General features: G+C 68.4%; 28 protein-coding genes and 1 tRNA gene. 15 read left to right on the top strand and 14 right to left on the bottom strand.

What is annotated here, in order from left to right:
• Positions 1–4 precede the first annotated feature (4 nt).
• The 3 genes from ACFV9G_RS07595 to ACFV9G_RS07605 form a co-directional block, all read right to left on the bottom strand.
• Entirely contained in the window at positions 5–1,300 is a 1,296-nt protein-coding gene (locus ACFV9G_RS07595) for a GNAT family N-acetyltransferase (protein WP_378726394.1), read from the bottom strand.
• Positions 1,301–1,340: 40 nt separating this feature from the next.
• Entirely contained in the window at positions 1,341–2,243 is a 903-nt protein-coding gene (locus ACFV9G_RS07600) for a DUF4349 domain-containing protein (protein WP_378726396.1), read from the bottom strand.
• Between the two features lie 124 nt (positions 2,244–2,367).
• Complete coding sequence (locus tag ACFV9G_RS07605) at positions 2,368–3,636, bottom strand: hypothetical protein (RefSeq protein ID WP_378726398.1); 1,269 nt, start codon at positions 3,634–3,636, stop codon at positions 2,368–2,370.
• A gap of 141 nt (positions 3,637–3,777) precedes the next feature.
• Here ACFV9G_RS07605 and ACFV9G_RS07610 point away from each other — a divergent pair, with 141 nt between their 5' ends.
• The 4 genes from ACFV9G_RS07610 to ACFV9G_RS07625 all read left to right on the top strand — a co-directional run bounded on the left by ACFV9G_RS07610 (position 3,778) and on the right by ACFV9G_RS07625 (position 8,180).
• Complete coding sequence (locus ACFV9G_RS07610) at positions 3,778–4,857, top strand: DNA polymerase domain-containing protein (protein ID WP_378726400.1); 1,080 nt, start codon at positions 3,778–3,780, stop codon at positions 4,855–4,857.
• Between the two features lie 104 nt (positions 4,858–4,961).
• A complete protein-coding gene (locus tag ACFV9G_RS07615; RefSeq protein ID WP_378726401.1) occupies positions 4,962–5,858 on the top strand; it encodes a polyphosphate polymerase domain-containing protein in 897 nt (298 codons plus the stop codon).
• Positions 5,859–5,901: 43 nt separating this feature from the next.
• A complete protein-coding gene (locus ACFV9G_RS07620; RefSeq protein WP_355224179.1) occupies positions 5,902–6,579 on the top strand; it encodes a DUF4956 domain-containing protein in 678 nt (225 codons plus the stop codon).
• Positions 6,579–8,180 carry a CotH kinase family protein gene (locus ACFV9G_RS07625; protein ID WP_378726403.1) on the top strand — a complete coding sequence of 534 codons (1,602 nt, stop codon included), beginning with the start codon at positions 6,579–6,581 and terminating at the stop codon, positions 8,178–8,180. Before ACFV9G_RS07620 ends, ACFV9G_RS07625 begins: the two co-directional genes overlap by 1 nt.
• 208 nt (positions 8,181–8,388) lie before the next feature.
• Here the strand turns inward: ACFV9G_RS07625 and ACFV9G_RS07630 are convergent, their stop codons facing one another.
• The 3 genes from ACFV9G_RS07630 to ACFV9G_RS07640 are packed head-to-tail and all read right to left on the bottom strand — an operon-like array spanning position 8,389 to position 10,627.
• Positions 8,389–8,913 carry a hypothetical protein gene (locus ACFV9G_RS07630; protein WP_378726404.1) on the bottom strand — a complete coding sequence of 175 codons (525 nt, stop codon included), beginning with the start codon at positions 8,911–8,913 and terminating at the stop codon, positions 8,389–8,391.
• A 20-nt stretch (positions 8,914–8,933) separates the two neighbouring features.
• Complete coding sequence (locus tag ACFV9G_RS07635; protein ID WP_378726406.1) at positions 8,934–10,043, bottom strand: ATP-dependent DNA ligase; 1,110 nt, start codon at positions 10,041–10,043, stop codon at positions 8,934–8,936.
• A 50-nt stretch (positions 10,044–10,093) separates the two neighbouring features.
• Entirely contained in the window at positions 10,094–10,627 is a 534-nt protein-coding gene (locus ACFV9G_RS07640) for a helix-turn-helix domain-containing protein (protein WP_378726408.1), read from the bottom strand.
• Positions 10,628–10,677: 50 nt separating this feature from the next.
• Here ACFV9G_RS07640 and ACFV9G_RS07645 point away from each other — a divergent pair, with 50 nt between their 5' ends.
• From ACFV9G_RS07645 to ACFV9G_RS07655, 3 genes are read left to right on the top strand one after another with little or no spacing between them, the layout of a single operon-like run.
• The gene (locus ACFV9G_RS07645) at positions 10,678–11,043 is read left to right on the top strand and encodes a hypothetical protein (RefSeq protein ID WP_378726410.1); all 366 of its coding nucleotides are present in this window, start codon (positions 10,678–10,680) and stop codon (positions 11,041–11,043) included.
• Complete coding sequence (locus ACFV9G_RS07650; RefSeq protein ID WP_378726412.1) at positions 11,040–11,798, top strand: ABC transporter ATP-binding protein; 759 nt, start codon at positions 11,040–11,042, stop codon at positions 11,796–11,798. Before ACFV9G_RS07645 ends, ACFV9G_RS07650 begins: the two co-directional genes overlap by 4 nt.
• Entirely contained in the window at positions 11,786–12,592 is an 807-nt protein-coding gene (locus ACFV9G_RS07655) for an ABC transporter permease (RefSeq protein ID WP_378726414.1), read from the top strand. The genes ACFV9G_RS07650 and ACFV9G_RS07655 overlap by 13 nt, the downstream gene beginning before the upstream one ends.
• A gap of 4 nt (positions 12,593–12,596) precedes the next feature.
• Here ACFV9G_RS07655 and ACFV9G_RS07660 read toward each other — a convergent pair whose 3' ends face one another.
• Genes ACFV9G_RS07660 through ACFV9G_RS07670 form a run of 3 tightly spaced genes read right to left on the bottom strand, consistent with a single transcriptional unit; the run spans position 12,597 to position 15,838 of the window.
• Positions 12,597–13,943, bottom strand: coding sequence for a dipeptidase (locus tag ACFV9G_RS07660; RefSeq protein ID WP_378726416.1), 1,347 nt, complete (start codon positions 13,941–13,943; stop codon positions 12,597–12,599).
• A gap of 3 nt (positions 13,944–13,946) precedes the next feature.
• Positions 13,947–14,393, bottom strand: a complete 447-nt coding sequence (locus ACFV9G_RS07665; RefSeq protein ID WP_378726418.1) for a hypothetical protein — start codon at positions 14,391–14,393, stop codon at positions 13,947–13,949.
• Positions 14,390–15,838 (bottom strand): APC family permease, encoded by a 1,449-nt coding sequence (locus ACFV9G_RS07670; RefSeq protein ID WP_378726420.1) that lies wholly within the window; start codon positions 15,836–15,838, stop codon positions 14,390–14,392. Before ACFV9G_RS07670 ends, ACFV9G_RS07665 begins: the two co-directional genes overlap by 4 nt.
• A 178-nt stretch (positions 15,839–16,016) precedes the next feature.
• On the opposite strand from ACFV9G_RS07670, the gene ACFV9G_RS07675 reads away from it, so the two are divergent.
• Complete coding sequence (locus tag ACFV9G_RS07675; RefSeq protein WP_378726422.1) at positions 16,017–17,147, top strand: aminopeptidase P family protein; 1,131 nt, start codon at positions 16,017–16,019, stop codon at positions 17,145–17,147.
• 13 nt (positions 17,148–17,160) lie between these two features.
• On the opposite strand, the gene ACFV9G_RS07680 is transcribed toward ACFV9G_RS07675, so the two are convergent.
• The 3 genes from ACFV9G_RS07680 to ACFV9G_RS07690 all read right to left on the bottom strand — a co-directional run bounded on the left by ACFV9G_RS07680 (position 17,161) and on the right by ACFV9G_RS07690 (position 18,850).
• Positions 17,161–17,721 (bottom strand): DUF1269 domain-containing protein, encoded by a 561-nt coding sequence (locus ACFV9G_RS07680; protein ID WP_378726424.1) that lies wholly within the window; start codon positions 17,719–17,721, stop codon positions 17,161–17,163.
• A gap of 105 nt (positions 17,722–17,826) precedes the next feature.
• A complete protein-coding gene (locus ACFV9G_RS07685; RefSeq protein WP_378726426.1) occupies positions 17,827–18,090 on the bottom strand; it encodes a GlsB/YeaQ/YmgE family stress response membrane protein in 264 nt (87 codons plus the stop codon).
• 172 nt (positions 18,091–18,262) lie between these two features.
• Entirely contained in the window at positions 18,263–18,850 is a 588-nt protein-coding gene (locus ACFV9G_RS07690) for a GNAT family N-acetyltransferase (protein WP_378726427.1), read from the bottom strand.
• 181 nt (positions 18,851–19,031) lie between these two features.
• Between ACFV9G_RS07690 and ACFV9G_RS07695 the strand changes: the two genes are divergently transcribed.
• Positions 19,032–19,110, top strand: a tRNA-Gln gene (locus ACFV9G_RS07695).
• A gap of 26 nt (positions 19,111–19,136) precedes the next feature.
• Positions 19,137–19,472 carry a hypothetical protein gene (locus ACFV9G_RS07700; protein ID WP_378726429.1) on the top strand — a complete coding sequence of 112 codons (336 nt, stop codon included), beginning with the start codon at positions 19,137–19,139 and terminating at the stop codon, positions 19,470–19,472.
• A gap of 472 nt (positions 19,473–19,944) precedes the next feature.
• Here the strand turns inward: ACFV9G_RS07700 and ACFV9G_RS07705 are convergent, their stop codons facing one another.
• Positions 19,945–20,943 (bottom strand): hypothetical protein, encoded by a 999-nt coding sequence (locus ACFV9G_RS07705; protein ID WP_378726431.1) that lies wholly within the window; start codon positions 20,941–20,943, stop codon positions 19,945–19,947.
• Between the two features lie 330 nt (positions 20,944–21,273).
• Between ACFV9G_RS07705 and ACFV9G_RS07710 the strand changes: the two genes are divergently transcribed.
• On the top strand, positions 21,274–21,561 hold the full coding sequence (locus tag ACFV9G_RS07710; protein ID WP_378726433.1) for a DUF1330 domain-containing protein: 288 nt from the start codon (positions 21,274–21,276) through the stop codon (positions 21,559–21,561).
• Positions 21,562–21,613: 52 nt separating this feature from the next.
• Here ACFV9G_RS07710 and ACFV9G_RS07715 read toward each other — a convergent pair whose 3' ends face one another.
• Complete coding sequence (locus ACFV9G_RS07715) at positions 21,614–22,396, bottom strand: alpha/beta fold hydrolase (RefSeq protein ID WP_378726435.1); 783 nt, start codon at positions 22,394–22,396, stop codon at positions 21,614–21,616.
• A 108-nt stretch (positions 22,397–22,504) separates the two neighbouring features.
• Between ACFV9G_RS07715 and ACFV9G_RS07720 the strand changes: the two genes are divergently transcribed.
• From ACFV9G_RS07720 to ACFV9G_RS07735, 4 genes are all read left to right on the top strand, one after another.
• Complete coding sequence (locus ACFV9G_RS07720; protein WP_378726438.1) at positions 22,505–23,104, top strand: hypothetical protein; 600 nt, start codon at positions 22,505–22,507, stop codon at positions 23,102–23,104.
• A 199-nt stretch (positions 23,105–23,303) separates the two neighbouring features.
• Positions 23,304–23,735, top strand: a complete 432-nt coding sequence (locus tag ACFV9G_RS07725) for an adenylyltransferase/cytidyltransferase family protein (protein ID WP_378726440.1) — start codon at positions 23,304–23,306, stop codon at positions 23,733–23,735.
• A complete protein-coding gene (locus ACFV9G_RS07730; protein WP_378726442.1) occupies positions 23,732–25,345 on the top strand; it encodes a class I SAM-dependent methyltransferase in 1,614 nt (537 codons plus the stop codon). Before ACFV9G_RS07725 ends, ACFV9G_RS07730 begins: the two co-directional genes overlap by 4 nt.
• A 1-nt stretch (position 25,346) precedes the next feature.
• The gene (locus tag ACFV9G_RS07735; protein ID WP_378726444.1) at positions 25,347–25,583 is read left to right on the top strand and encodes a DUF6752 domain-containing protein; all 237 of its coding nucleotides are present in this window, start codon (positions 25,347–25,349) and stop codon (positions 25,581–25,583) included.
• The last annotated feature ends 4 nt before the right edge of the window (positions 25,584–25,587 follow it).

Genomic DNA, 25,587 nt, shown 5'->3' on the forward strand with positions numbered 1-25,587 from the left:
AGCCTCAGAAGCCGGTGATGCAGTAGGGCAGCGGGCCGCCGTCGGCCATCGCCGCCCAGGTCTCGATCGCCTCGGGCGAGCCCGTGATCCGGCCGGCGGCGGCCAGGGTGCGTACGTCGACACCGCCGAGGTAGAGGGCACCGAGGGTGTCGGCGGCCAGCGCCACGGTCGGCGCGGCATCGGTCGGGGTGACCTCCGCGACGCCGTCCCTCACCGCGACCCGCCAGGCACCCGCGGCGTGTCCGAGCGGGTCATCGACGCCGAGGACGACCTCTCCGGTGGCGTACCAGGGTCGTGCCTGCAGGGCGGCCGGCACATCGAGCACGCGCATCCACAGCATGTCGTCGAGCTCGGCGCTCTTGACCGCGAACGGCTCGGCGAGCGCCCAGTAGAGCGGGTCCTGCACCGGCGCCTTGCGCCACGCCACCCGCTCGACGAGGTCGATGTCGGCGAGGAACCGCCACAGCCGCAGGTAGGCCGCCGGGGTGAGCGCGACCAGGTCGACGACGCGCGCCATCCGCAGCCCGGAGTCGTTGCGCTCGTCGGCGGTCTTGTAGATGGCGTAGCCGTCGGGTGTCCCGGAGGCGTCCAGGTGCAGCACCGCCCGCTGCTTCGACTCGCCCTTGGAGTCGCCGTCGAAGTCGTAGCCGCTGGAGAGCCACGGCTCGTAGAACTGCGGCCGGGTGACCGAGCCGCGGGTGCGTTCCTGGAAGGTGGCGTAGATCTCGGCGACCGTCTTCCAGGCGTCGGCCGGCTCGACCAGGGTCACCCAACCGTCGTCGGTGGGAACCTCGGGGCGGTAGCGGAACTTCGCGGTCACATCCACCTCGACCTGGCGCAGATGGGTGGCCGTGCCGAAGCCGAAGCGGCCGTAGATCGACCCCTCGGAGACGGTCAGCGCCGCCAGCGGCACACCCGCGGCGACCGCGTCGGCCAGCGAGACCGTCATCAGCCTGCGCAGCAGCCCCTGGCGCCGGTGGGTCGGGGAGACGGTCACGTCGCTGATCAGCAGCGCCGGCAGGCTGGTGCCGCCGCCGACGTTGATCGGCGAGGTCCAGGACGAGAACGTCGCGACCGGGATCGTGGCCGAGGAGAACTCCGAGCTCTCCGTCCACGCGCCCAGCACGTTCACCGAGTCGTTGCGGATGTGGTCGCGCCAGACCTGGACCCCGTCGTCGTTGCCTCGGGACTGATGGAAGCCACGCCGGGTCGCTTCGTACCATCCCTTCAACATGGCCTCGTCCCCGTCCAACGGGTCGAGGCTGCGGAAGACGAGGCCGGGGTGCTCGAGCGCGCTCATGGTCAGAACGTACGCCGCCGAGCACCCCGATCTCGACCGGTTATTCCTCCGCCGGGCCGGTGGCCGGCACCGGCCCAGTCATTGGCCCGGCCATGGGCCCAGCCGCCTGCCGCCGGCGCCGGGAGAGGAGCCAGAGGGGCGCGAGGAGGAGCAGGATGACCGGCGTCCACGGGATGATGGCGCCGAGGGCGACCGCGAGGACACGAGCCGAGTCGCCCAGGGCGTCCCAGCCGGCGCTCAGCCCGGCCAGGAAGCCGGGGTCGTCGTCGGAGGATCCGCCGGGGCCGGAACGGTCGATGTTGACCGTGATGGTCGACAGCGAGGTCTGGTTCTCGAGGGCCGCCTGCTGGGCGAGCAGCGAGTTGAGGTCGGCCTCGCGGCGGGCGAGCTCGGACTCGATCGCGATGACATCCCCGATCGCCTCTGCGCGGGAGAGGAGCGTACGGATTCGCTCGATGCTCGTCCGGGCGTTCTTCACCCGCACCTCGGTGTCGACGACCTCGGTGGTGACGTCGGTGGTCGTGGTGCTGGAGTCGACCAGGGTCGCGGTGTCCTCGAGGTCGGCCATCGCGTCGTCGAACGACTTCGACGGGATCCGGAGGACCATCCGGGCGTAGCCGGGGCCGTCGTCGTCGCTGTCGCTGGTCTCCTGCTCGGTGACCTGGCCGGCATACCTGTCGGAGATCGACTGCACCTGCGTACGCGTCTTTCCGACGTCCTTCGCGCTGAGTGCGACCGAGCCGGTGGAGATGATCGACGCCTTCGTGACGGCCTGCTTCGGGGCCGCCGCGTCTGCGTCCTCCGCGGCCATCTCCGGAGCCGCCGCCTTCCCGGCTGATGAATCGGCCAGCGACTCGACCGAGCCGGAGTCGGCGGAGGACCCGCCCGATCCGTCCGACCCGCCGCATGCGCCGAGGGCGAAGATGCTGACGATGCTGATCACAAGGGCCGCACCCGAGATAGGCCTGACCTTTGCTGTTTTCATGCCCCTAGTACGCCCGGGGGCATGAAAACAGTGCGGGCGACGGCTAGTTACTTCGGGCCATCTCCTTCGGGCCGTCTCCGGATCAGCTGGTCGCCGCAGCCGCCACGAGACCGAGAGTCTGGGCCACGATGTCTGCCCGCATGTCGGCCAGCGGCTCGCCGGTGGCATCCCCGTCGAGGACAGGCACGTGGATGTGACCCTGCTTGGTGTCGGTCCCGAGCGCGTCGCGGAGCGCGGTGGTGCGGTAGGCCGACTCGTTGGACAGGTAGTCACCGCCGCCGCCGGCGACCGCCGTGGAGCCCGGCGTCGGGTCCTCCCGGGTGACCGGCTCGGTCGATCCGGCCGGGATCTCGGTGACGACGCGGTTGATGTTCACCGGGAAGGTGCCCGGCGCGGCTGCCTTCATCGCCTCCACCGGCAGCGTGGTCCGGGTCCACTGCGGCTGCGGGTCGGCGTGAGGAACGTCCTCGGGGATCGGGACGGTCTCGTTGACGCTGACCCGGTCGTTGTCGGGGAAGGTGCCGCGATGGGCGCCGTTCCAGACCTCCAGGTCGAAGCGGCCCGCGCGGCCCTGGCTGATGGTGATCGCGGTGTCCACGTCGCGCCTTCCGGGAACCAGGTGCGGCAGGAAGGCGCGCTCGACGATCCCCTGCGCGAACGGCTCCCACAGCACCGGGAACACCACGGTCTGGATCTCGACGGGACCCTTCGCCGTCTGTACGACGCGGCCGTCCATCGCCAGCGCGGTGGCCCCGGACGGGTTCGACTGGCGGATGTTGCGGTCGAGGGTGAACGGGTCGAAGCCGGAGGCCAGCACCTGTCGCGATCGGCCGGGCTCGCCGCGCCTGAAGGTGGTCGACTCGATCCCGCGCGAGCTCCGGTCGAAGGCGGCCAGCACCTTCGCCCGGGCGTCCTCGGACCAGGACCGGTACGCAGGCGCGACCCGCGCGATCTCCAGCTCGCCCGCGAGACGCGCCCAGTAGAGCGGCCGGTCGTCACTGCGCGGCAGGTCGCCACCGGCGTCGCCACGCCCCTGCACCCGGTCGACCGCGCGCTGCCACAGAGCCCGGCCGGCGATCCGGGCCGCGACGGTGGCGGCCCTGCTGCTGCTCGCGTCGCAGACGGCCGTCCTCACCACGCCGGCGACGTCGTCGAACCCAGAGCGGGCCAGGATGTCGGTCACCGCCGGGTCCGTGAGCCGGGTGTGCTCCACCCGGGTGTCGGGCGAGGCGAGGGTCCCGCACTCCGGGTCGGTGTTCGCGGTCGCGGTCGCTGGAGCGCCGGTGAGGCAGAGGGTGATGGCGGCGAGGGCCGCCGTGGCGGCGGTCAGTGCCGTGGTTCGAGTCGACATGTGGGGATCCTCCGAGATCGTGTCGGTCGCCGTACGTTGGAGCGGATCATGCCGGTCTCGAGACGTACTGGCCAGTGAGTTGCGGATGTCGTCCGGGCGATTTCGCTGGGGGAGGGGCTTGGAGCGGGCTAGGTTGGCGCCATGGCGAAGACACCGGCGGCACACGTGCAGGCGGGCGAGCGCGAGGTGCGGATCTCCAGCCCCGACCGGGTGATCTACGAGGCGACCGACCGCACCCCCGAGGTCACCAAGCTGATGGTCGCGGAGTTCTTCGCGACGGTCGGCGACCCGCTGATGCGGGCGCTGCGGGATCGCCCGACTGCCCTCGAGCGCTGGCCCGACGGCTGGCGCGAGGGCATGAAGCTGGCCACCGGGCCCACCGACAAGGAGGGTGACGGCTTCTACCAGAAGCGCACGCCCAAGGGTGCCCCCGACTACCTCGAGGAGGTCGAGATCACCTTCCCGAGCGGGCGTAAGGCGCGAGAGATCTGCCCCACCGAGCCGGCGATCCCGGTCTGGTGCGCCCAGATGGGCACGCTCACCTTCCACCCCTGGCCCGTCCGCCGTGCGGACGTGGACCACCCCGACGAGCTGCGCATCGACCTCGACCCCCAGCCCGGCACCGGCTTCACCGACGTCGTGCGGGTCGCCGGCGTCGCCCGCGAAGCGCTCGAGGAGCTCGGCCTGCGCGGTTTCGCGAAGACCAGCGGCAACCGCGGCGTACACATCTTCGTACGCATCCGGCCGGAGTGGACCTTCGAGGAGCTGCGTCATGCCGCGATCGGGTTCGGCCGTGAGCTCGAGCGTCGCGACGGGGGAGTCACCACCGCGTGGTGGAAGGAGGAGCGCGGGGAGCGCATCTTCGTCGACTTCAACCAGAACAACCGAGATCGCACGATCGCGAGCGCCTACTCATTGCGGCCCAAGCCTGGCGCCCCGGTCTCCACGCCGCTCACCTGGGACGAGCTGGCCGATCTCAAGGACCCGCGCGAGCTCAACCTCTTCACCGTCCCCGACCTCCTCGCCGACGGCGACCGCTGGGCGCAGATCGACGAGAAGGCGTACGCCCTCACGCCCCTGCTCGAGCTGTGGGAGAAGCTGCCCGGAGGCGAGCTCAACTTCCCGCCTGACTACCCGAAGATGCCGGGGGAGCCGCCTCGGGTACAGCCGAGCAAGAAGGTCGCCTCCCACTGGGACCAGGACGGCAACAGAATCGAGTGAGAGCCGCTTTGACAGGCTCCCCACAGGTTCGGCACAGGCCGGAGATATGAACGATCGGTGAACTCCCGGAGTCGCATCAGTGACTGTCCCGGGAGGAAAACTGAATGGGTTGGTTGAACCGACGCCTACGCGTCGACCATGACAAGACCGATCATCACAAGACCGCGGCCGAGGATGCTCCGACGCAGCCGACCGGCTACCAGGAGACCGCGAGCAGGCTGCACTCCTTCAACCGCTACGAGATCAAGTATCTGATCGACGAGCTGAAGGTCGCCCAGCTTCGCGAGGAGCTCGAGGCCCGGATGGAGGCCGACCCGTACTCACCACTGGGCGGCTACCCGGTGACGTCGGTCTACTACGACACCGAGGACCTGCGGTTCTACTGGGAGAAGATCGAGGGGCTCCGGTTCCGCCGCAAGCTCCGGATGCGCCTCTACGGCCAGCCGGCGAGCTGCACCGAGGAGACCCCGGTCCACGTCGAGATCAAGCAGCGGGTGAACCGGGTGACCCAGAAGCGCCGCCTCTCGCTGCCCTACGAGCAGGCCCGCCGGTGGCTCGACGAGCGTGAGGAGCTCGATCTCGATGTCGGGGGCACCTCGCGAGGCTTCGTCAACGAGGTCACCTCGCTGGTCGGCAACCTCGACCTGCGGCCGATCGTCACCACCGGCTACCAGCGCGAGGCTTTCGTGGGCCGCGAGGCCGACCTCGGCCTGCGCGTCACCATCGACCACCGCGTGCACGGCCGCGACCGCGACTTCCACTTCGCCTCCGCCGCGGAGAACCGGTTCCTGATCCCGCCGAAGCTGGCGATCGTCGAGCTCAAGGCCAACGAACGGGTGCCCTACTGGGCGACCGACCTGACCGCACGGCTCGACATGTCGGTGGTCCGGATCTCGAAGTACTGCCAGTCCGTCGAGGCCTTCTCGCTCGCCCCGAGCTCACGCTACGGCGCGACCGAGAACGTCCTCGCCCCGAACCCCGACCTCGTCACCACTCCCTGATCCCTCACCGATCCCTCGACGGATCTCTGCACAGGAAGCTCCCATGAATCTCGATTTCCAAGATCTCAGCTCCACCTTCACCGTCTTCGACATCGTGGCGTCGCTGACGCTGTCGTTCGTGCTGTCGGCGATCATCGGCTACGTCTACCGGGCCACCCACAAGAACGTCTCCTACAGCCAGTCGTACGTCCAGACGCTGGTGCTCGCGGGCATGGTCGTCTCGCTCATCATGCTCGTCGTCGGCTCCAACATCGCGCGGGCGTTCGCGCTGGTGGGTGCGCTGTCGGTGATCCGGTTCCGCAACGCCGTGAAGGAGACCCGCGACGTCGGCTTCATCTTCTTGGTGATGGCGATCGGGATGACGACCGGCACCCGGTTCTACCTGCTCGCGATCGCGGCCACGGTGATGATCTGCCTCGTGCTCGTCCTGATGAACAAGTTCAACTGGTTCAAGCTCGACGTGCAGCGTCAGGTGGTCAAGGTCCAGGTGCCGCCCGAGCCGGAGTACACCTCGGTCGTCGAGGACCTGATGATCCAGCACTGCTCCGACTTCGAGCTGGTCTCGACCGAGTCCGTACGCTCCGGGGCGCTGATCGAGCTCTACTACACCGCGCAGCTGAAGAAGGGCAGCAGCTCGCGAGAGCTGCTGCAGGCACTCTCCGCGGTCAACAGCGGCCAGCGCGTCACCGTGCTGACGGGCTACGACCAGACCGACCTGTGATGCCTGGATCCATCGACGCCGAGCCCGACTCGACCGTCCCGCGCAAGCGCCTCCGGCACCGGCTGCCCCGGTCCTGGCGCCAGCACTGGAAGCTCGTCGCGCTCCTGGGCGCCTTCTCCCTTGCGCTGCTGGTCACGCTCCATGATGTGGGCATCAAGCCCTACATCACCGGCGACGTCGAGATCGCAGCGGCCGAGATCACCGAGGACATCGCCGGCTCCGTCGACCTCTTCGACACCTCCGTCGACCACGAGCTCTCCATCGACATCACCGACGTCGAGTACGAAGACATGGTCGACAGCTACCAGAAGGACGGCGAGAAGAAGTGGGTCACCGCGACGGTGACCATCGACGGGACCGTCATCAACGACGTCGCGGTCCGGCTCAAGGGCAACTCGACCCTGATGGGGCTGCGCGGCACCGGGGGAGCCGGCGAGGGTGGTCCCGGCCGGGGCGGCATGCAGCCCCCAGAGGGAATGGAGCTCCCCGAAGGCATGCAGATGCCGGAAGGGATGCAGATGCCGGAAGGGATGCAGATGCCCGAGGGCATGGAGCCCCCCGATGGGATGGAGATGCCCGAAAGCGGGATGGGCGGCGGCGTGGGCGGCGGCGGGATGGCCGCGATGTCCCAGGCGTCGGCCGACGACCCGACCTCCCTCCCGCTGCTGCTCAGCTTCGACGAGAACGTCGAGGGCCGTGCGTACCAGGGCATGACCGAGATCTCCGTACGTCCCGGCAGCCCGGTCATCAACGAGGCCATGGCCCTCTCCCTGACCAAGGAGGCGGGTCTCCCGACCCAGGACTACGGCTATGCCGTCTACTCGGTCAACGGCAGCGACACGACGACTCGTCTGCTGCTCGCCCACCCCGACGAGAACATGGCGAACAACCTGTTCGACTCCCCGGGTTACCTCTACAAGGCCGACGCGTCCTCGCAGCTCGCCTACGTCGACGACGACCAGTCGTCCTACAACGACCAGTTCAAGCAGATCAACTCCAGTGACGAGGGGACCCTGCAGCCGATCATCGACTTCCTGAAGTGGATGGACGAGGCCGACGACGAGGAGTTCGCCGCCGACCTGGACGAGTGGGTCGACGTGAACTCGCTGGCGGACTATCTGGCGATGCAGAACCTGATCACGAACAGCGACGACATGAGCGGCCCGGGTCAGAACTACTACCTCTGGTACGACCTGGAGTCCGAGAAGCTCTCGGTGATCTCCTGGGACCTCAACCTCGCCATGCAGGGGAACGCCACCCTCGGTCCCGACGACGAGAACGGCATGGGCGGCGGCATGTTCGGCGGTGGGAACCGCGGAGCCGGCGGAACCGGCGGAGCTGGCGGCATGCGGGGCGGGAACGCGCTCAAGGAGCGGTTCCTGGCGTCCGAGGAGCTGAAGGCCGTCTACACCGAGGCGTACTGGAAGCTGTTCGACAAGGTGTACGCAGACGGCACGGCCGCCGACACGGTCGCGGGGCTTGCCGAGTCGGTGCCGACCAGCGACGCACTGAGTGCCGCGGACCTCGAGACGGCGATCGACTCGATGACGGACTGGGTCGACCAGCGCACGAGCACCTTGAAGAAGGCACGGAAGGAGTGAGCGGATAGCAGAAGTGCCCACTCAGCGCGGATCCCCCGATCGCACGAGCAGGCACTTCTTCGTCGCTGGATCCCCCCGGAACAGCGAACCCCAAGATACTAGGGGAATGCGAGCCACAACTGCCACGTGAAGCCGGTAACAGAGCGGTAACCTTTGATGTGTTACCCGTCACACGCGATGCGTTCAGTGGTCATGGGGACGAAACGTCCTACATTCCGGTGATTCCTTCGCCTTCGCCGGCCTGCTCGTCGAAGTTCTCGTGCTCGATCAGGTGCAGGACAGGCACGTGGAGGTGGCGTCGGGCCTGGTGGGTCCAGTCGACGTGGAAGAACTCGGCGACCACGTGCGGGCGGGTCATGATGATCGCCTCCCGGCCGTCGACGGCCTCGACCTTGGCGCGCAGCGCCTTGACCGGGTCCTGGACGAGCTCGCCGTGGGCGGCGGCGCCGGAGGACTTCAGGACCTTCAGGGTCTGCTCGAGCGCCTTCTCGGCCTCGTCCTTGGCCTCCTCGCGCACCGCGTCGAGGTCGATCTCGTTCATCATCATCGCCGAGCCGAGGTATTCGGCCGCGCTGAGCGTGCCCATCGCCGACTCGATCCGTGCTGCGGCGTCCTCCAAGGGAAGCAGCACGTGGTAGACCGGGTCCTCGACCCCCTCGTGGAGAGAGTGGACCCGGGTTGCGTCGTCGAGGGTGATTGCCTGCTCGACCAGGAGTACGACGTCGTAGCTCATGAGTCCGACCCTAGCCGGATTTATCTGAGCTTTTGAGCAGGACCCCCGAGCACTTCGGACAGCTCGTACGCCACGGGTTCCTCGAGCTGCTCGTAGCCGCACGACTCCGGGTCGCGGTCGGGTCGCCAGCGCTTGAACTGGGCGGTGTGCCGGAACCGGCGTCCCTCCATGTGGTCGTAGCCCACCTCGAGCACCCGCTCCGGCCGCAGCGGGGTGAAGGACAGGTCCTTCCCCTGGCTCCAGCGGCTCTGGGTGCCGGGAACCCGGTCGGGGTTGGCGGTCAGGAACTCCTGCCATCGTCGCCACGGGTGTTCCTCGATGGGGACGACCAGCTCCTGGAGCTCTTGCCACAGCTCGGCGCGTCGCGCGGCGGTGAAGGACGCCGAGACCCCGATGTGCTGCAGCTCCGGCTGACCGTCCTCCCCGGGGGCGTACAGACCGAGCAGCAGGCTCCCGAGCAGCGGGTTCTCCGGTGTGGAGGTCTTGTGCTCGCGGTAGCCGGCCAGGACCACGTCAGCCGTACGCGAGTGCTTGATCTTCAACATCGTCCGCTTGTCGGGGACATAGGGAGCGTCCAGCGGCTTGGCCATGACCCCGTCCAGTCCGGCGCCCTCGAACCGGGTGAACCAGTCCTGGGCGACCTCCGGGTCGGTCGTAGTCGTGCACAGATGGATGTTGTCCGAGGTCACCGAGGCGAAGGCGCCCTCCAGTGCCGCCCGCCGCTCGGTCAGCGGTCGTTCCAGGAACGACTCCTCGCCCAGCGCGAGCAGATCGAAGGCCGCGTACGCAGCGGGCGTCTCCTCCGCCAGCAGGCTGATCCGCGACGCCGCCGGGTGGATCCGCTGCTGCAGCACCTCGAACTCCAGCCGGTCCCCGATCGCCACGAAGATCTCCCCGTCGAGCACGATCTTCTCCGGCAGCGCCTTCCGCAGCGCCTCGACAACCTCGGGGAAGTAGCGCGTCAACGGCTTGGTGTTCCGCGAGGCCAGCTCCACCTCGTCCCCGTCCTTGAACACGATGCACCGGAACCCGTCCCACTTCGGCTCGAACGCGTACCCGCCGTCGGCCGGCACGCTCTTCACGGGCTTCGCCAGCATCGGCAGGATCGGCGGCATCACAGGAAGGTCCACCTGCTCACCGTAAGCGATGCGGCGCTCCCGGAGGTCGGGCTTGTCGAGACCTACTCCGCGGGCAGCAGCACGGTCGACAGCATCACCCGCTGCTTTCCGGCCGTCTCCTCGAGGTACGGCGCGAGCAGCTCGTTGAAACCCTGCTGGATCCGAGCGAGGTCGTCCGCGTCGACGTACATCGCGCCCGTGCCGAATCCGAGGTGGCTGCGAGTCACCTCGCCGAGGATCAGCGAGCCCTCGAACGTACGCAGCAGCTCCCCGACGAAGGCGAGGAACCCAGCCCGGAGCTGGTCGTCCGAGAGCGTCGCGAGCTCGGACTGCTCGACGTGGGCCATCTGCTCGCCGAGCGTGTAGGTGCGCTCGACGGTGCCTCGCACCCGCCGCTCCGATGCCACGGCGAGAACGCCGGCGTCGACGAGCGCGGCGATGTGTCGGTACAGCGTCGCCTGGGGCACGTCGGTCATCAGCTCCCGCAGCTGAGCAGTGGTCAGGTCGCGACCACCCACCGCCTGCAGGATCCGCAGGCGGACGGGGTGCGCGACGACGGCGGCGATATTGCCTTGCGGCGGCATGAGGACCTCCATTATTCTCATTCTGAGAATGTTCCTGATCTGAGCATATTCTAGGAGACGAGATGACGACCCTCCGTGTCGAGGACCACGTGCTGACGCTCACCTTTCCCGGCTGGGAGCGCCTGATCGCGGGCCGCGCGGCCCACTCCGTCGCCATCACAGCGATCGACTCGGTTGAGATGCTGCCGGGCTGGAGCTCGGAGATCCTGGGCTGGCGCTCCGGGCTGGTGATCTCCGGTTTCCGCAAGCTGGGCACCTTCCGTCACCCCGACGGCACCCGTCGGCTGGTCTCGATGACGCGCGGACTGCCGCTGCTGAGGATTCGGCTTCACGACCGGGAGGCCGGCGCCGGCTTCGACGAGCTGCTGGTCAGCACCCCGGACGCCGCCGAGCTGGTCGCTCGGCTCGACGCCCGGGCGCGCTCGTGAACGCGGCGATCTCGGCTTGGCGCGAGACGCTCGACGGCCCGATCCTGCGGGCCGAGGGCCTGGCCAAGTCCTTCGGGCCGGTGCCGGCGCTGACCGCGGTCGATCTCCTCGCCCTGCCGGGAAGGGTGACGGGCTTCATCGGACCCAACGGTGCCGGCAAGAGCACCACGCTGCGCATCCTCACCGGCCTCGTTCGCGCGGACCAGGGCACCGCGACGATCGATGAGGTCCCGTACGCATCGCTGAGCCGTCCGTCGCAGATCCTGGGGGTCGTCGGCGATCTGGCCGGCGCCCACCCGGGGATGACTCCGCGCGGCCACCTGCAGACCCAGGCCGCGCTGATCGGCGCACCCCGCGAGTGGGTCGATCAGGTGCTCGACGAGACCGGCCTGCACGACGTGGCGGGGCGACGGATCCGCGGGTTCTCGACCGGGATGAAGCAGCGGCTCGCCCTCGCGGCCGCGCTGCTGGGGCGGCCCTCCGGGCTGATCCTCGACGAGCCGACCGAGGGTCTGGACCCCTCGGGCATCGTCTGGCTGCGCGGCCTGCTGCGTGCCTTCGCAGATGCCGGTGGGACGGTGCTGGTCTCCAGTCACGTGCTCACCGAGCTGCAGCAGGTGATCGACGACCTGGTGCTCATCGCCGGAGGACGTTCGCTGTGGTCGGGCTCCCTGTCCGACTTCACCGCCGAGCACGCCTCCTTGGAGGAGGCCTACCTGAGCATGATCGAGAAGGAGATGGCATGCGCCGGCTGAACGACGCGGTCCGCGGAGAGGCCGTGCGCCTGACCGGGACCCGGTTGCCCCTGTGGACGCTGCTCACCGCAGCAGCGTGCGGAGGGCTGCTCACCGGGATCGTCGGCCTCACCGGCCCGGAGAACGCGACCCCGCCGATGCCTGGCCTGGACACGGTCGAGGGTGTCTCGGCGGTCCTGAGCCTGCTCGGGGTCACCCTCTTCGCTCCTGCGCTGATCGGCACCGTGGCGATCACCGGCGAATACCGGCACCGCACCGTCGCCACCACGTTCCTCGCGGTCCCGCGGCGCGGTCAGGTGCTGACCGCGAAGCTGATCGTCTACGGAGCGCTCGGCGTGGCGTACGGCCTGGTCCTGGCGCTCGCCGCCGTCATCGGCATCTATGCCGCCACCTTCGTCAACGGGATCGAACCGGGGCTCGGCCTCGCCGCCGTCGTGGGCACCACGGTGCGCTATGGCCTCGCCGCGGCCATCTACATGCTGCTCGGCGTCGCCATCGGCGCCGTCGCGCGCCACCAGCTCCTCGCGATCGGCATCACGCTCGGCTACTTCTACCTCGTCGACAACCTGGTGATGATCCTTCCAGGCATCAACATCGCCTATCCGTTCCTGCCCGGCGGTGCCACCGCGTCGCTCACCGGCTCGACGGCCCTGCTCGAGATGGTCGCGGCCGAGACGGGGCTCAGTGGCCCCGTGGTCCAGACCCCGCTCCTCGGCGCCCTCGTCCTCCTCTTCTACGTCCTGGCCGCATCCGCGCTAGCCGCCGTCGTCTCCCTGCGTCGCGACGTGGTCTAGCCGGTCAGGTCGTCGCGGCGGCGTAGCGCTGCAGGAAGAGTGCCTCGGTCAGTGCCATGGTCGAGATCTCCCGCGGGTCCACGCTCTCGTTCGGCGCGTGGATCAGCGCCTGCGGCTCCTCCACGCCCATCAGGATGATCTCGGCGTCGGGGTAGGTGTCGGTGAAGACGTTGCACAGCGGTATCGAGCCGCCCTGCCCGAGGGTTGCCATCGGCTTCTCGTAGGCCTCCAGCATAGCCGCGCCCATCGCCCGGTAGGCCGGTCCGTCGATCGTGGCCCGGAACGGCGAGCCGGTGGCTTCCACCTCGATGGTGACGTGGACACCCCAGGGTGCGGCCCGGTGCAGGTGCGCTTCGAGCGCCTTCTGCGCCACGTCCGGCGCGAGCCCGGGTGGGATGCGGAGGTTCAGCCGCGCCGCGGCCCTGGGCACGATTGCCGCCGCCGAGCCGACCACGGGTGGGCAGTCGATGCCGAGTACCGTGACCGACGGCCGGGCCCACAACATGTCCGACACCGAGCCGTCACCGAGCAGATGGACCCCGTCGAGCAGTCCGGCGTCGCTGCGGAACTGCTCGCGCGGGTATGGCTCTCCCTCCCAGTGTCGGGTGTTGTCCAGCCCCTCGATCGTGGTGTTGCCGGCTGAGTCCCGCAGGCCGGCCAGCATCGCGATCAGGGCCGCGAGGGCGTCCGGGGCGGCACCGCCGAACATGCCGGAGTGCACCTCCGAGGCCAGGGCTTCGACAGTGACGACCACGTTGACCATGCCGCGCAGGCTGACGGTTGCCGCCGGTTGGCCGACGGCCGCGTTTCCGGTGTCGCAGACCAGGATCGTGTCGGCGCGGAGCAGGTCCGCGTTGTCGACCACGAACGCCTCCAGGCCCCCGGTGCCCTGCTCCTCGGACCCCTCCACGACCAGCTTGAGGTTCACCGGTACGTCCTGCCCCAAGGCGCGCAGCGCCAGGAGGTGCATGAGGATGTTGCCCTTGCAGTCCGCCGTGCCGCGGCCGTACCAGCGCCCGTCCTTCGCGACCAGCTCGAACGGCGGTGTCTGCCAGGCGGCGTCATCGAGCGGCGGTTGCACGTCGTAGTGGGCGTAGAGCAGCACCGTGGGCGCGTCGGGCCGGGCGCACGGTCGAGAGCCGACGACGGCGTTGCTGCCGTCCGGGGTCTCCGCCAGCCGGGCATCGTCGAACCCGAGAGCCGCGAAGTGGTCGAGCACCCACTGCGCGGCACGGTGGCACTCCTCGGGCGGGAACTGGCGCGGGTCGGCGACCGACTTGATGGCGACCAGCTCGGCAAGCTCCGCTCGAGCCTGGGGCATGAGCTCCGTGATGCGGCTCCTCAGATCCATGTCTCACTCGCCTGCCACGTCATCGGTCTCGAGGTCGTCGACGAACTCGTTGAAGTCGTCCAGCTCGTCGGGGCAGTAGATCTCGATGATCAGCTTCTGGCCTTGGAAGACCCGGCTGTCGGCGACCACCGGGCGCGCCCCGGGACCGGTAGCGCCGTTCGCGAGCTGCGAGAGCAGGATGGCGCGATTCAGCGCGTCGTTCGGGTTCTCGCAGGTCGCCCCACCGTCCGCGCCCAGGACCCGCACGATCCGGTCCTTGTCCGGGGTGTAAGCGCCGGCGTCCTCGAGGGCCGCGATCAGCTCATCGGCCTTCTCCTCGGCTTCCCGGGTCTCCCGGGCCGAGCTGAAGGCGATCAGCCCGGCGACGACGAGGACGCCGAGGAGGACCAGGGCGGTGATGTAGATCCAGTTGCGTTCGCGCTTGCTCTGCGTCTCCGTCGGGGTGCTCATGACGGGGTCACCTCCTGCGGCTCAGGCTGCTTCCACGACGGCTTGCGGAAGCGGTAGAACAAGAACGGCACGAGGAGCCCGAGCCCGAGTGCGCCGCCGCCGACGATCGCGAAGTAGACACCCGAGCTGCCGGACGAGAACTGCGAGGGCGGGATGAAGCCGACCAGGAGGGCGGCAAGGGAGGCCGCGAAGCCGACGCCGCACATCCCGACGAGCATGGGCGCGCGGTAGCCGCGCGGGTGGTCGGGGTGCTTACGGCGTAGCTGGATCGCGGCCACGAACATCAGCAGGTACATGATCAGGTAGACCTGGGTGGTGATGACGGAGAAGATCCAGTAGGCGCTGGACACGTCTGGGATCAATGCGTAGGCCAGGCCGATCACGGTGGTGATCAACCCCTGGACGACCAGGATGTTCTGCTGGACACCGTTCTTGTTGAGCTGCTGCAGGAAGGGCGGAAGGTAGCCCTCCTGGCGAGAGATCAGCAGCAGGCCCTTCGACGGCCCGGCCAGCCAGGTCAGCATGCCGCCGAGGGATGCGGTGACCAGCATGATGCCCACGATCGGGGTCAGCCACTGCCAGCCGAAGTTCGCGAAGACCGCGTCGAAGGCCTGCATCACACCAGCGGTGAGGGACAGCTCCTCAGCGGGCACGACCCAGCTGATCGCCAGCGCCGGCAGGATGAAGATCGCCAGGACCATGCCCATGGCCAGGAACATCGACTTCGGGAACTCCTTGCCCGGGTCCTTCAGCGAGGACACGTGAACCGCGTTCATCTCCATGCCCGAGTAGGAGAGGAAGTTGTTGACGATGAGCACGAGGCTCGAGAGCCCGGCCCACACCGGGAAGATGTTCTCGGCGGTCATCGGAGCCGCGGACTCGTTGCCCTGCCCGAGGAAGACGACGCCGAGAAGGACCAGTACGACGCCCGGGATCAGGGTTCCGATGATCAGGCCGCCGCTGGCGAGGCCCGCGACGCCCTTGGTGCCGCGTGAGGAGATCCAGACACCGGACCAGTACACGACGATGATCACGCACGCGGTCCACACCCCGCTGCTGGCCAGCTCCGGATTGAACACGTACGCCAGGGTGCTCGCCACGAACCCCAGCAGGCTCGGGTAGTAGAAGATCGTCATCGCGAACTGGCACCACACGGCCAGGAAGCCCATCGGCTTGGAGATCCCCTCCGAGACCCACTTGTAGATGCCGCCCTCCCAGCCCGACGCGAGCTCCGCGGAGACCAGCGAGGTCGGCAGCAGGAACACGATGGCCGGAAGCAGGTACAAGAAGACGCAGGCCAGGCCGTAGACCGCCATCGTCGGCGCCGCACGCAGGCTGGCGACCGAGCTGGTGGTCATCATCGCCAGCGCCACCCACGAGATCCAGGCGGTGGGCGGGATCTTGGCTCGCGTTGCCAGGTCCGCTGCTGCGTCCCCTGCGCTCATGGTGACCACCGCACCGGCGCGGGGATCCTGCAAGATCTGGTCATCCTCATCACTCCTTGCGAAAAAGCGACGGCAGCTGATGGCTCAGATTAGGAACGACACTCGCGCGTGTGGCTCATCCCAAAAGGATGATTCGTGCCTGACCATCTGTGGTTATCGTCCTCACCAGGAGGACACGATGACCACGACACAGTCACCAGTGCCGATCACGACCGAGGACTACACGGCTCGGATGAGCCGTGCGGTGGCCGACGCGACCGAAGCGGGGCTGGACGGGCTTCTCGTGACGCCCGGTCCTGACCTGGTGTGGCTCACCGGCTACCAGCCCACGGCCATCACCGAGAGGTTGACCGCGCTCGTCCTCGCTCCCGGCCGGCAGCCGACGCTGCTGGTGCCGACGCTGGAGCGGCCGGACGTCGAGCATGCCGTGGGTGCACCGGGCCTCTCGATCGTCGACTGGGCGGACGGCGAGGATCCGTTCGTACGCGCCAGCACCTTGATCCCCGCCCGCGCGAGGATGGGAATCGCCGACTCGGCATGGGCGATGCACCTGCTCGGACTGCAGGCCGCGTTGCCCGAATCCTCCTATCGGTCGCTGACACAAGCCCTCCCCATGCTGCGAGCGGTGAAGGACTCCAAGGAGCTGGCCCGGCTGGCAGCTGCCGGGGCCGCCGCGGACGCGGTCTACGAGCAGATCCTCGGAGTCCGGTTCGCCGGCCGGAAGGAGACGGACGTGGCCGCCGACCTGGCCCGCCTGCTGCGGGAGTCCGGCCACGAGCAGGTCGACTTCACGGTGGTCGGCTCAGGCCCGAACGGCGCCAACCCTCATCACGAGGCCGGCGACCGCACCATCGAGGTCGGCGATGCGGTCGTCCTCGACTTCGGTGGGCTGATGTACGGCTATGGCTCGGACACCAGCCGCACGGTGTGCGTGGGCGAACCTTCCGCGCTGATCCGCGAGGTCCACGACGTCGTCCGCGCGGCGCAGCAGGCAGGAGTCGAAGCAGTACGCCCGGGCGTTGCCTGCAAGGAGATCGACCGGGCCGCTCGCAAGGTGATCACGGAGGCGGGGTACGGCGAGCGGTTCATCCACCGCACCGGCCACGGCATCGGCACCACGACGCACGAACCGCCGTACATGATCGAGGGCGAGGAGCAGCCGCTGGTGCCCGGGATGTGTTTCTCCGTCGAGCCCGGGATCTACCTCCCCGGAGAGTTCGGTGTCCGAATCGAGGACATCGTCACGGTCACCGAGTCGGGCGGCAGGCGCCTGAACCGCACGGAGCGAGACTTGAAGGTCGTCGGCTGAGACCTCAGGATCCTCAGGCGTGGCCGCCCTGCACTTCCTTGGCTGCGGCCTTGATGTCTTCCGCCTCGACCTTCTCGACGGTGGACTGAACGATGGTCTCTGCCCGCTCGAGGGCCTTGCGGATCTTGATCTCGCCGGGGTCCGAGACCAGGGCGAGCAGGCCGGAGTGTCCCGGTGTGATCGCATTCTCGAGCCGCTCCGCGAGCTCCTTGTTGTGGTGGCGCTGTCGCAGCTTGCCGACGAGCGCCCCGGCGCCGCCTGCGACCGCGGCACTGCCGAGGATCGACGGTGGGAAGACCACGCCGAGCGCGATGCCGCCGACGACGCCCCACTTGAGTCCCGACTTCGTGCTGTGGTCGGTCGCCTTCTGGATCTCCAGCCGGCCCTCGGCCGAGCGGTTGACCACGATGACGCCCTCGATCTCGACGGTGCGGCCGTCCTCAGCCGACTTGAGCGCCTCGTACGCCTCCCACGCCATGTCGGTGTCGCTGAAGTCCGCGATGATGAGGGTGTAGGCGCCGTCGGACACGGAGGCCGCGCTCACCTCGACGTCGGGGGTGTTCTCGTCTGCCATGACATCCGCTCCTTGGTGGTTGGGGTTCCACTCTCGAACGGTCCGTGGCCCGGCGGCATCACCCGTAGCGGGTGGGGTGGGCGTGCCGCTAAGAGGCCCCGATGATCACTGGCCCTGACGCGATCGGCGCCAGAACCCCCACGCCCAGGTGAGGAGCAGGGCTCCGAGGATCGACCCGATCAACCCGGTCGGGTGGAGATCGAGGCCGTTGCCGGTCGCGAGGCTGAGCCCCAGACCGCCGATGAAGGAGCCCAAGAGGCCCGTCACCGCCGCAGTGGTCCAATCGATCTCCTTCATCGAACGACCGAGAACGAGTTGTGCCACGCCGCCTGCCACGATGCCGAACAGGATGATCGCGATGATGAGCATGTCGGCAACTTATCGCATCCAGGTGCTCTCATTCCGGTGTTGAACAACACTGCTCGACAATGTCGCCTTGATATGGACGTCGACGGAGCCAAACCCATCCACGCATGCTGATCCCGGCGCTCAGGCGCTGCGGGTCTGGAGCCAGGTGACGCGTCCTCCGACCGCGTTCGTGTCAGCGTTCGACGGGACTCGGGGTGAGCAGGGACACGTCCAGGTCGCTGTTGCGGAGGCGGTAGACCTGAAGCCTCAGGTCGTAGTACTTCTCCGTCTCCCCGACCCAGTCCATGCCGATGCGGCGTGCGGCGTGGATGCCGTGCTCGTTCCGGGGTCGTACGACGGCGAAGATCTCCTCCTCGCCGTTGGCGAACGCGTAGTGGGCGAGAGCGTGCCCGGCTTCCGAGCCCAGTCCCTGGCCCCACGCCCAGGGGGCGAGCTGGTAGCCCACCTCCAGGTCTTCGCCTTCCGGAGGGAGCGGAAGGATCTGTGCCGAGCCTGCGATACGGCTGGTCTCGATCTCCTCGACCACCCATCGGCCGGTCGCGCGGCCGGCGGGTCCGGGAGGCGCGGCGAGCCAGTTGCTGATCGTCGCCCGCATGGTGTCGACATCGGCGACCTGTTCCATGGCCGGCGCCAGCCACCGGGAGACCTCGGCGCTGCCGTAGATCTCGAGTGCCGCGGGAGCGTCGTCCTCGCGCCAAGGCCGAAGCCGCACCCGCGCCGTACGAATGGTCGATCCATCGATCGTGACGTCATCAGCCAACGTGAGCTCCTCGAAACGGTGTGCCGCGCCCGCCGACATCGCGTCGAGGAGACGGGGTGCGACACGGACGGTGGACTCGACGATAGCGCGCTCCGCCCAGCCCGGCGATGGATCATGCTGAGTCAGTGCGGTGTGCACAGCCGTTGCCGTCTACAGTTGTCCCGTGCGTTTCGGCGTACGTTCCCCGGTTGGTCTGCCGGCAGGGCCCGCCTGACTTTGAATCAGGACTAGCGACGTAGGTTCGACTCCTACCCGGGGAGCAGAAATCCCGCTCTGAACTGCGCCTTTGCAGATCAAGGCGGGCCTTCTCGTTCCGGATGGCACACGAGGATGGCACACGACGGATCAGATTCGGTCCCGGTTGCTCGCCCTGGTCTTCACCGCTCTGCACCGTGTCATCAATTTCTGTGCCGTCAATGCTTCGGGTGTTGCTCTCGATGTCGTTGCTGATTACGACCTCGATATTCGTCACGTCCGGCTGTGGGTTGTCTCCCGGCATCAGTGCTGGCAGGCCGCTAATGGCGTCAAGTGCCATGCACAAGGCACCGGCAAGGTTCGCGACTCGCTTCGCCCACTTCGTGCCCGCGATCTGATCCCACAAGTCGGGACGCCGCCGAGTTGACCCGATCAGCGCATCGGTTGCACGCTCGATGCGCGCTGTGCCCGTGATCTCCGCGTCAAAAAGAGATCCCTCGACCTCGACAAGGCGCGCCAAAATGAAGTCTTTGACCTCGGGCGAAAGGTCATCGGTGTCCGATGCGTCTCGGATCAGGTCTTGGACTTGCTTGAGCAGACGCTCGCGCGTATCGGGCTGGATCCATGGCTGGGGGCGAAGGGTATGAAGGTGCCAATCGATGTGCTCTAGTCCGCGCCGTCCTGCCGGATCGATCTGCGAGAAAGTGCGTTCATCGACTGGTTCCGCGTCATGGTGAAGTAATCCACGGCGCGCTCGATTTGATCGAAGTCGGAGAGAAGCAGAAAGGCGGTTGATTGAGCCCGTCGCGGTCCGGCTAGGGGTACCCAAATTTGGGGACGCCGACTCCGGGCGGTGGGGGGGTCGTACGTCCGAGGACAAGCCACTTGGCGACGCCGGACTAGTTCCACTCGCGGGCGAGCCGGTTGCGACGGTCCTCTTCTCGCTTGGAGTAGGCGGCCGCGCGGATCGCTTCGTCCGACTCCAGCCCGCTGCCCAGCGCGCCGCCGACAGTGGCCGCCGACGCGACGAACCAACTCAGGACGAACAGGTCCCCGTAGCCAAGCGACATGCGGAGGTAGCCGCCCATGATGGCGGGGTCGAGGACGAACAGCGCCCACACCAGGTTCAGGACGTAGAGCGCGATATAGCAGATGATCACCCCGGCGGTCAGGGTCACCAGCGTCGAGGTGTTGTAGAGACGCGACCTCTCCCGGGCTTGAGCGGAGTTGTCGTCCGGCCTGTCCCACAGTCCACCGTCGATGACGAGCCAACCGACGACGAGGGCGATCGAGGCGATCGATGCGATGACGAGGCGCCACCAGGACAGCGACCCGGCCAACAGCCACACGGTGGAGTTGATGGTGGCGATGGCCCCGGTCGTGAGTGCCGCGACCAGCGCTGTCTTGAGCCCGGGCACGAGCAGCCACGGCCGGTTGGCGAGAACCATGCCCAGGAGCAGCCGCCAGCGGCCACTGCGCCGAGGCAGCGGCACTCGGTGCCCGTTCTCGGAGGTGGGGTCGGCCATCCCGCTGACGACGTCGCGCAGTGCGTGTCTACTGCGCTTGTGCATGCGAAGGCCGCCGAGCGCGGGCAGCGACAGCACCGCCGTACGTTGCTGCGGGTCGGTGTCGACCAGCAGGTATCGGCCGTCGCCGCCGCGAAGGGGGAGCTCGGTGAGCCCGACGACCACGTCCCAGTGACGTTCCTGAGCCCGATCCGTCAGCCGTGACAGCGCGGCCTCCACGTCCTCGCAAGCGACCGTGAACGGCTCACTGACTACCTCGATGTCCCAGTCGCGCCGATCCTCGCGGTTCGGCCGATAGCGGTCGCCGAACGCGCGCGCGATCTGAGTGGGCTTGGCGGGGTCGGCTACGAGGCCGACTTGAAGTGGCGTCATTCTGCCGAGGTACCCACGCCGCTCGCAGAAGACACCTCGGCAGATGGGTCGACTGCCTGCACGGGCTCGGAAGGTCGGTCGGAACGTCCCTACGGCTCGAGAAGGCCAGGGGTTCGAATCACCACGCTGGTGATCTAGGAGTCGCCAACCTGGACGGCACACAAGCGGCACACCGACCTAGACGCAGTCGCCGCTACTCAGTGGCACTCGTTCCCGCTCGGAGGCAGGTGGGAGCGTGCCTTTGAATCAGGACTAGCGACGTAGGTTCGACTCCTACCCGGGGAGCAGAGCGGCCGCGGCTGGTCCGCCGCGCCATGGCAGAGTACGGCCATGACCGCGTACTGGGTGAGCGTCTATCAAGAGATCCGCGACGAGCAGAAGATGGCCGCCTACTCGGCACTTGCTGGACCTGCGTTGAAGGCGGCGGGAGGCAGGATCATCGCGCGCGATCTCCCGGCGAAGGTCTATGAGGCGGGCATCGAACAGCGCGTGGTCATCATCGAGTTCGACTCCGTCGAGGCCGCGACCGCCGCGCACGACAGCCCCGCCTACCAAGAGGCCCTCGCGGCGCTCGGGGACGGCGTCGTGCGTGAGATCCGCATCGTTCCCGGGGTGTAGCCCGCGCCGCGAGTGAGCTCGCCTTCCTCGGCGCTCACTCTCTCGGCGCGGTTCACGCGGCGTGGCGGCGGAGGAAGCCGCGGAGGATGTCGTTGAACGCCTCCGGGGCCTCGAGGTTGCTGACGTGGCCGCAGTCGGGGATGACGGCGAGATCGGCGCCCGGGATCCGGCGCTCGAACTCGTGGGCGACGGACAGCGGCGAGCGGGCGTCGAGGGCGCCCCAGATGAGCTGGGTGGGCGCCTGGATCGTGTCGAGGACGTCGGTCAGGTCGGCGTGGGCCATGGCGGTCAGGGCGGTCAGCATGCTGTGGCGGCGTACGTCGGCGGACATCGCCTCCAGCAACGGCTCGAACGCCGGCGGGGGAGAGCCGGCAAAGAGTCCTGGGAGGGTCGGGTCGAAGCTGCCCTCCGGCTGGTCCCGCAGGCCGGCGAGCCGGGCATCGGCCTCCTCGGCGCCGAGGGAGCCGCGCCAGCCGGCGTAGCCGTCGGCGAGCACCAGGCTTCGCGCTACCGCAGGGTGGCGTCGGTAGAGCTCGAGGATGACGGTCACTCCCCAGGAGATCCCGACGAGGGGGCACGGAGCGACGTCCAGGGCGCGGATCAGCCCGGCCAGGTGGTCGGCGTAGTCGCTCAACGCGAATCCGACGGGTACGTCGCCGGAGCCGCCGGCGCCCGGCTCGTCCCAGGCGATGACGGTGAACTCGTCGGCGAGGGCGTCGAGCTGGGGTGTCCAGGCCCGGCCGTCCTCGGCGCCGCCGTGGACGAACACGACGGCCGGACCGTTTCCGGCCCGCCGGAAGGCGAGGCGCAACCCGTCGATCTCGACGACATCCATGATCCGACGTTAGCGCGCTCGACGACGTCGTAGGCCCTGCCCGAACCCGGGTCCGGGCAGGGGATCCCCCGATGCGCTCGCCGCGTCGTTGTTCGTAGCGTCGGGAGCATGTCGATCCTCGCGAGCCAGAAGGGGCCGGTGGCGCCCCCGGCGCGGGCCGCTGGCCCGACCGTCGTCGCCGTCGCGGTGCTGATGGCGTTGGGCTGCCTGGCATTCGCTGGGGCGAACGTGTTCTTCGAGGCCACCGATCGCTTCGCCGAGGGCCGCTATGCCGAGTACGCCGCCGGGCTCTCGGTGATGAACTGGACCGTCACGAGCCTGAAGGTGCTGGGCGCCGCGGTCGCACTGCTGTCGGTGGCCGCACGCCCGGTCCGGTTCGTGACGCCATGGGTCATGTCGGTGCTTCTCTGGGGTGCCTTCGCGACGCTCGCGCTCGACGCGGTCGGCAGCACGGTGGAGGCCGGTGCGATCCTGCTGGGAGCGAGCGGCGACCCGGCCGACCTCGGCCCGCGGTCGGTGGCGTACCTCCTCGGATCGGTCGTCTCGGCGGCGGGATTCGGGGTGCTCGCCATGTCGTACCTGCGGAGGTACGCCGTCTCGAAGGTCACGGTCATCCTGGGCGTGCTCGGTGGCCCGGTACTCCTCGGAATACTGTTCCTGGGCCTTCCCGGACTGCTCGTCCTTCTCGGGGTCATGCCGCCCGGCTGACCCCGGCCGTCGTCATTGATGGCCACGCGTCGTTCATCTTCGTGTAAGGTCGCCGGGCTTCCTGCGTACGTCCGCGTGTCGCGTTGGTGATTGCGGGGACGCGCAGGGTGGTATGGATACTGGCCTGTATCAAGGTCGTGGGGGAGCAGGGTGTAAAGTCGCCCAAACTAATCGACAAACACTTGGAGGAAGCGTGGGCATGGAGCCGATCATCGGTTACGTACCTGGCGTGTTCGATCTCTTCCACATCGGTCACCTCAACATGCTGCGCCAGGCGCGAGAGCGCTGCGACACGTTGATCGCGGGTGTGGTCTCCGACGAGGTCTGCGAGACGACCAAGGGGATCATCCCGACCGTCCCGCTCGTCGAGAGGCTGGAGATCGTCGAGGCGATCGGGATCGTGGACGCGGTCTACGCCGAGCGCACCACCGACAAGGTCGACTCTTGGCGCGAGGTCGGGTTCACCCACCTCTTCAAGGGCGATGACTGGAAGGGCACCGAGAAGGGCGACACGCTCGAGAAGAAGATGGCGTCGGTCGGTGTCGAGGTCGTCTACTTCCCCTACACGCTCCAGACCAGCAGCACCGCTCTGCGGAAAGCCATCGCGCGAGAGGATGCCCAGGTCTCGTGACCGGCAGTGCCCCCACACCTGGCGGACAGTTCGAGATCTCCGACGATGGGGTCCTTGTCCGGGACTCCTCGACGCCGGTCCTGATCCTCTCCGTCGACGGCCAGTACGTCTGGTCCCTCACCCCCGACCGCGACGGCCACCGGGTCGACGCCGGCACCATGGTGCCGTGGCCGACCGTGCTCACCCGTTTCCTGGACGGCTCCGCGACGGTCACCATCGCCGACTACGACGGCGAGGTGCTCTTCGAGGACAAGGTCGTTCTCGGGTCCGGTGAGGGCAACATCTCGATCGTCGACGGCAGCGGCAACCCGCTCAGCGTCGACAAGGTCGGCCACCTGACCCGCTCCTTCGAGGCCACCGACGAAAGCATCCGCGCGGAGATCCTCGACGGCACCCAGCGCGTCCTCGCCGACCTCCGCGACGTGGTCGGCGTCGAGGCCTACCTCAACTACGGCGCGCTCCTCGGCGCGATCCGCGAGGGCCGGATGCTCGGCCACGACTCCGACACCGACGTCTGCTACCTCTCCACGCACACCGTCCCCGCCGACATCATCACCGAGTCGTACGCCATCGAGCGCATCATGCGCGAGCGCGGCTGGAGCATCCTGCGGATGTCCGGCGGCGACATCAAGGTGCTGCTCGAGGTCTCGGACGGCCGCAAGGTGCACATCGACATCTTCGTGGCGTTCTACGTGCCCGACAAGGACGGCGAGCCGGTCTTCTACCAGCTCGGCAACCGCTCCGGCCGGCTGCGCCGCGAGGCGATCGTGCCGGTCTCGACGATCAACCTGCACGGCTACGACTTCCCGGCTCCCGCCGAGCCCGAGGAGATGCTGGCCTTCATCTACGGCCCGAAGTGGCGCACGCCGGACCCGTCGTTCAAGTACGCGGACCCGCCCGCGGGCGTACGCCGTCTGGACGGCTGGCTGCGCGGTTTCCGCACCGACATGGGGTTCTGGACCGAGTTCCACAACACCCACGGCAGCGAGCTGGAGAGCAAGCAGTCCTACTTCGCGACGCAGGTCGCCAAGCAGCTTCCCGAGGGCGCCAAGGTGGTCGACCTCGGCTCCGGCGCGGTCGGGCGCGACGGTCGCTTCTTCGCCCGCAAGGGACACCAGGTGCACTCGGTGGACTTCTCCCGGGCCGCAGTGGCCGCCGTACGCCGTCGGGCCGAGCGCCACAAGCTTCCGCTGGTCTCCGACCAGCTCATCCTCGGCGAGCTCCGTTCGACGCTGACGCTGGGTGCGCGGCTGGCCCGCGATCCGCACCATCTCTACGCCCGCGACCTGGTCGGCTGCCTCGACAAGGCGGCCCGGCACCAGCTCTGGACCCTGGCGAAGATGGCGCTGCGTCCCGGTGGCGGCAAGCTCTACCTCGAGTTCGCGGCGACCGGTGAGAACCTGCCCGAGCCGAAGCCCGAAGGCCTCGTACGCCGCGTGGACCCTGCCTTGGTCCAGGCCGAGATCGAGGCAGCCGGCGGTGTGGTCGAGCACCTCGAGATCGTCGACGGCCGGGACATGCTCGACGATCCGCTGCCGCGGGTCGCGCGGCTGCGCGCCTCCTGGCCTTCTCCCCAAAATCTGGCACAGCAGTCTGCAGAAGGAAACTGACATGTCCGACGATTCCGGCATCAAGAACATCGCTCGCGGCGCCCGTGACGCGGCCCGTACGCGTGCCTCGCTGGTGCGCCGCATCGAGGCTCTCGAGGCCGAGGTGCAGGAGCAGCGCCAGCTGAACCGGCGCGTCGCCGAGCTGACCGACGTGGTCGCCGAGCTGCTCATCCCGCTGCAGGACGCCGACAAGGAGAAGGCGGAGAAGGTCCTCGCGGCGTACCGCGCGAAGATCTGATCTG

Source organism: Nocardioides sp. NPDC059952 (assembly GCF_042730435.1).
Taxonomy (GTDB): Bacteria; Actinomycetota; Actinomycetes; order Propionibacteriales; family Nocardioidaceae; genus Nocardioides.

What these genes read in the sequence shown, in the direction of transcription:
- ACFV9G_RS07595 (WP_378726394.1), bottom strand. Translation starts at nt 1,300, where the DNA reads ATGAGCGCGCTCGAGCACCCCGGCCTCGTCTTCCGCAGCCTCGACCCG.
- ACFV9G_RS07605 (WP_378726398.1), bottom strand. Translation starts at nt 3,636, where the DNA reads ATGTCGACTCGAACCACGGCACTGACCGCCGCCACGGCGGCCCTCGCC.
- ACFV9G_RS07610 (WP_378726400.1), top strand. Translation starts at nt 3,778, where the DNA reads ATGGCGAAGACACCGGCGGCACACGTGCAGGCGGGCGAGCGCGAGGTG.
- ACFV9G_RS07615 (WP_378726401.1), top strand. Translation starts at nt 4,962, where the DNA reads ATGGGTTGGTTGAACCGACGCCTACGCGTCGACCATGACAAGACCGAT.
- ACFV9G_RS07620 (WP_355224179.1), top strand. Translation starts at nt 5,902, where the DNA reads ATGAATCTCGATTTCCAAGATCTCAGCTCCACCTTCACCGTCTTCGAC.
- ACFV9G_RS07625 (WP_378726403.1), top strand. Translation starts at nt 6,579, where the DNA reads ATGCCTGGATCCATCGACGCCGAGCCCGACTCGACCGTCCCGCGCAAG.
- ACFV9G_RS07630 (WP_378726404.1), bottom strand. Translation starts at nt 8,913, where the DNA reads ATGAGCTACGACGTCGTACTCCTGGTCGAGCAGGCAATCACCCTCGAC.
- ACFV9G_RS07640 (WP_378726408.1), bottom strand. Translation starts at nt 10,627, where the DNA reads ATGGAGGTCCTCATGCCGCCGCAAGGCAATATCGCCGCCGTCGTCGCG.
- ACFV9G_RS07645 (WP_378726410.1), top strand. Translation starts at nt 10,678, where the DNA reads ATGACGACCCTCCGTGTCGAGGACCACGTGCTGACGCTCACCTTTCCC.
- ACFV9G_RS07655 (WP_378726414.1), top strand. Translation starts at nt 11,786, where the DNA reads ATGCGCCGGCTGAACGACGCGGTCCGCGGAGAGGCCGTGCGCCTGACC.
- ACFV9G_RS07660 (WP_378726416.1), bottom strand. Translation starts at nt 13,943, where the DNA reads ATGGATCTGAGGAGCCGCATCACGGAGCTCATGCCCCAGGCTCGAGCG.
- ACFV9G_RS07665 (WP_378726418.1), bottom strand. Translation starts at nt 14,393, where the DNA reads ATGAGCACCCCGACGGAGACGCAGAGCAAGCGCGAACGCAACTGGATC.
- ACFV9G_RS07670 (WP_378726420.1), bottom strand. Translation starts at nt 15,838, where the DNA reads ATGAGCGCAGGGGACGCAGCAGCGGACCTGGCAACGCGAGCCAAGATC.
- ACFV9G_RS07675 (WP_378726422.1), top strand. Translation starts at nt 16,017, where the DNA reads ATGACCACGACACAGTCACCAGTGCCGATCACGACCGAGGACTACACG.
- ACFV9G_RS07680 (WP_378726424.1), bottom strand. Translation starts at nt 17,721, where the DNA reads ATGGCAGACGAGAACACCCCCGACGTCGAGGTGAGCGCGGCCTCCGTG.
- ACFV9G_RS07685 (WP_378726426.1), bottom strand. Translation starts at nt 18,090, where the DNA reads ATGCTCATCATCGCGATCATCCTGTTCGGCATCGTGGCAGGCGGCGTG.
- ACFV9G_RS07705 (WP_378726431.1), bottom strand. Translation starts at nt 20,943, where the DNA reads ATGACGCCACTTCAAGTCGGCCTCGTAGCCGACCCCGCCAAGCCCACT.
- ACFV9G_RS07710 (WP_378726433.1), top strand. Translation starts at nt 21,274, where the DNA reads ATGACCGCGTACTGGGTGAGCGTCTATCAAGAGATCCGCGACGAGCAG.
- ACFV9G_RS07715 (WP_378726435.1), bottom strand. Translation starts at nt 22,396, where the DNA reads ATGGATGTCGTCGAGATCGACGGGTTGCGCCTCGCCTTCCGGCGGGCC.
- ACFV9G_RS07720 (WP_378726438.1), top strand. Translation starts at nt 22,505, where the DNA reads ATGTCGATCCTCGCGAGCCAGAAGGGGCCGGTGGCGCCCCCGGCGCGG.
- ACFV9G_RS07725 (WP_378726440.1), top strand. Translation starts at nt 23,304, where the DNA reads ATGGAGCCGATCATCGGTTACGTACCTGGCGTGTTCGATCTCTTCCAC.
- ACFV9G_RS07735 (WP_378726444.1), top strand. Translation starts at nt 25,347, where the DNA reads ATGTCCGACGATTCCGGCATCAAGAACATCGCTCGCGGCGCCCGTGAC.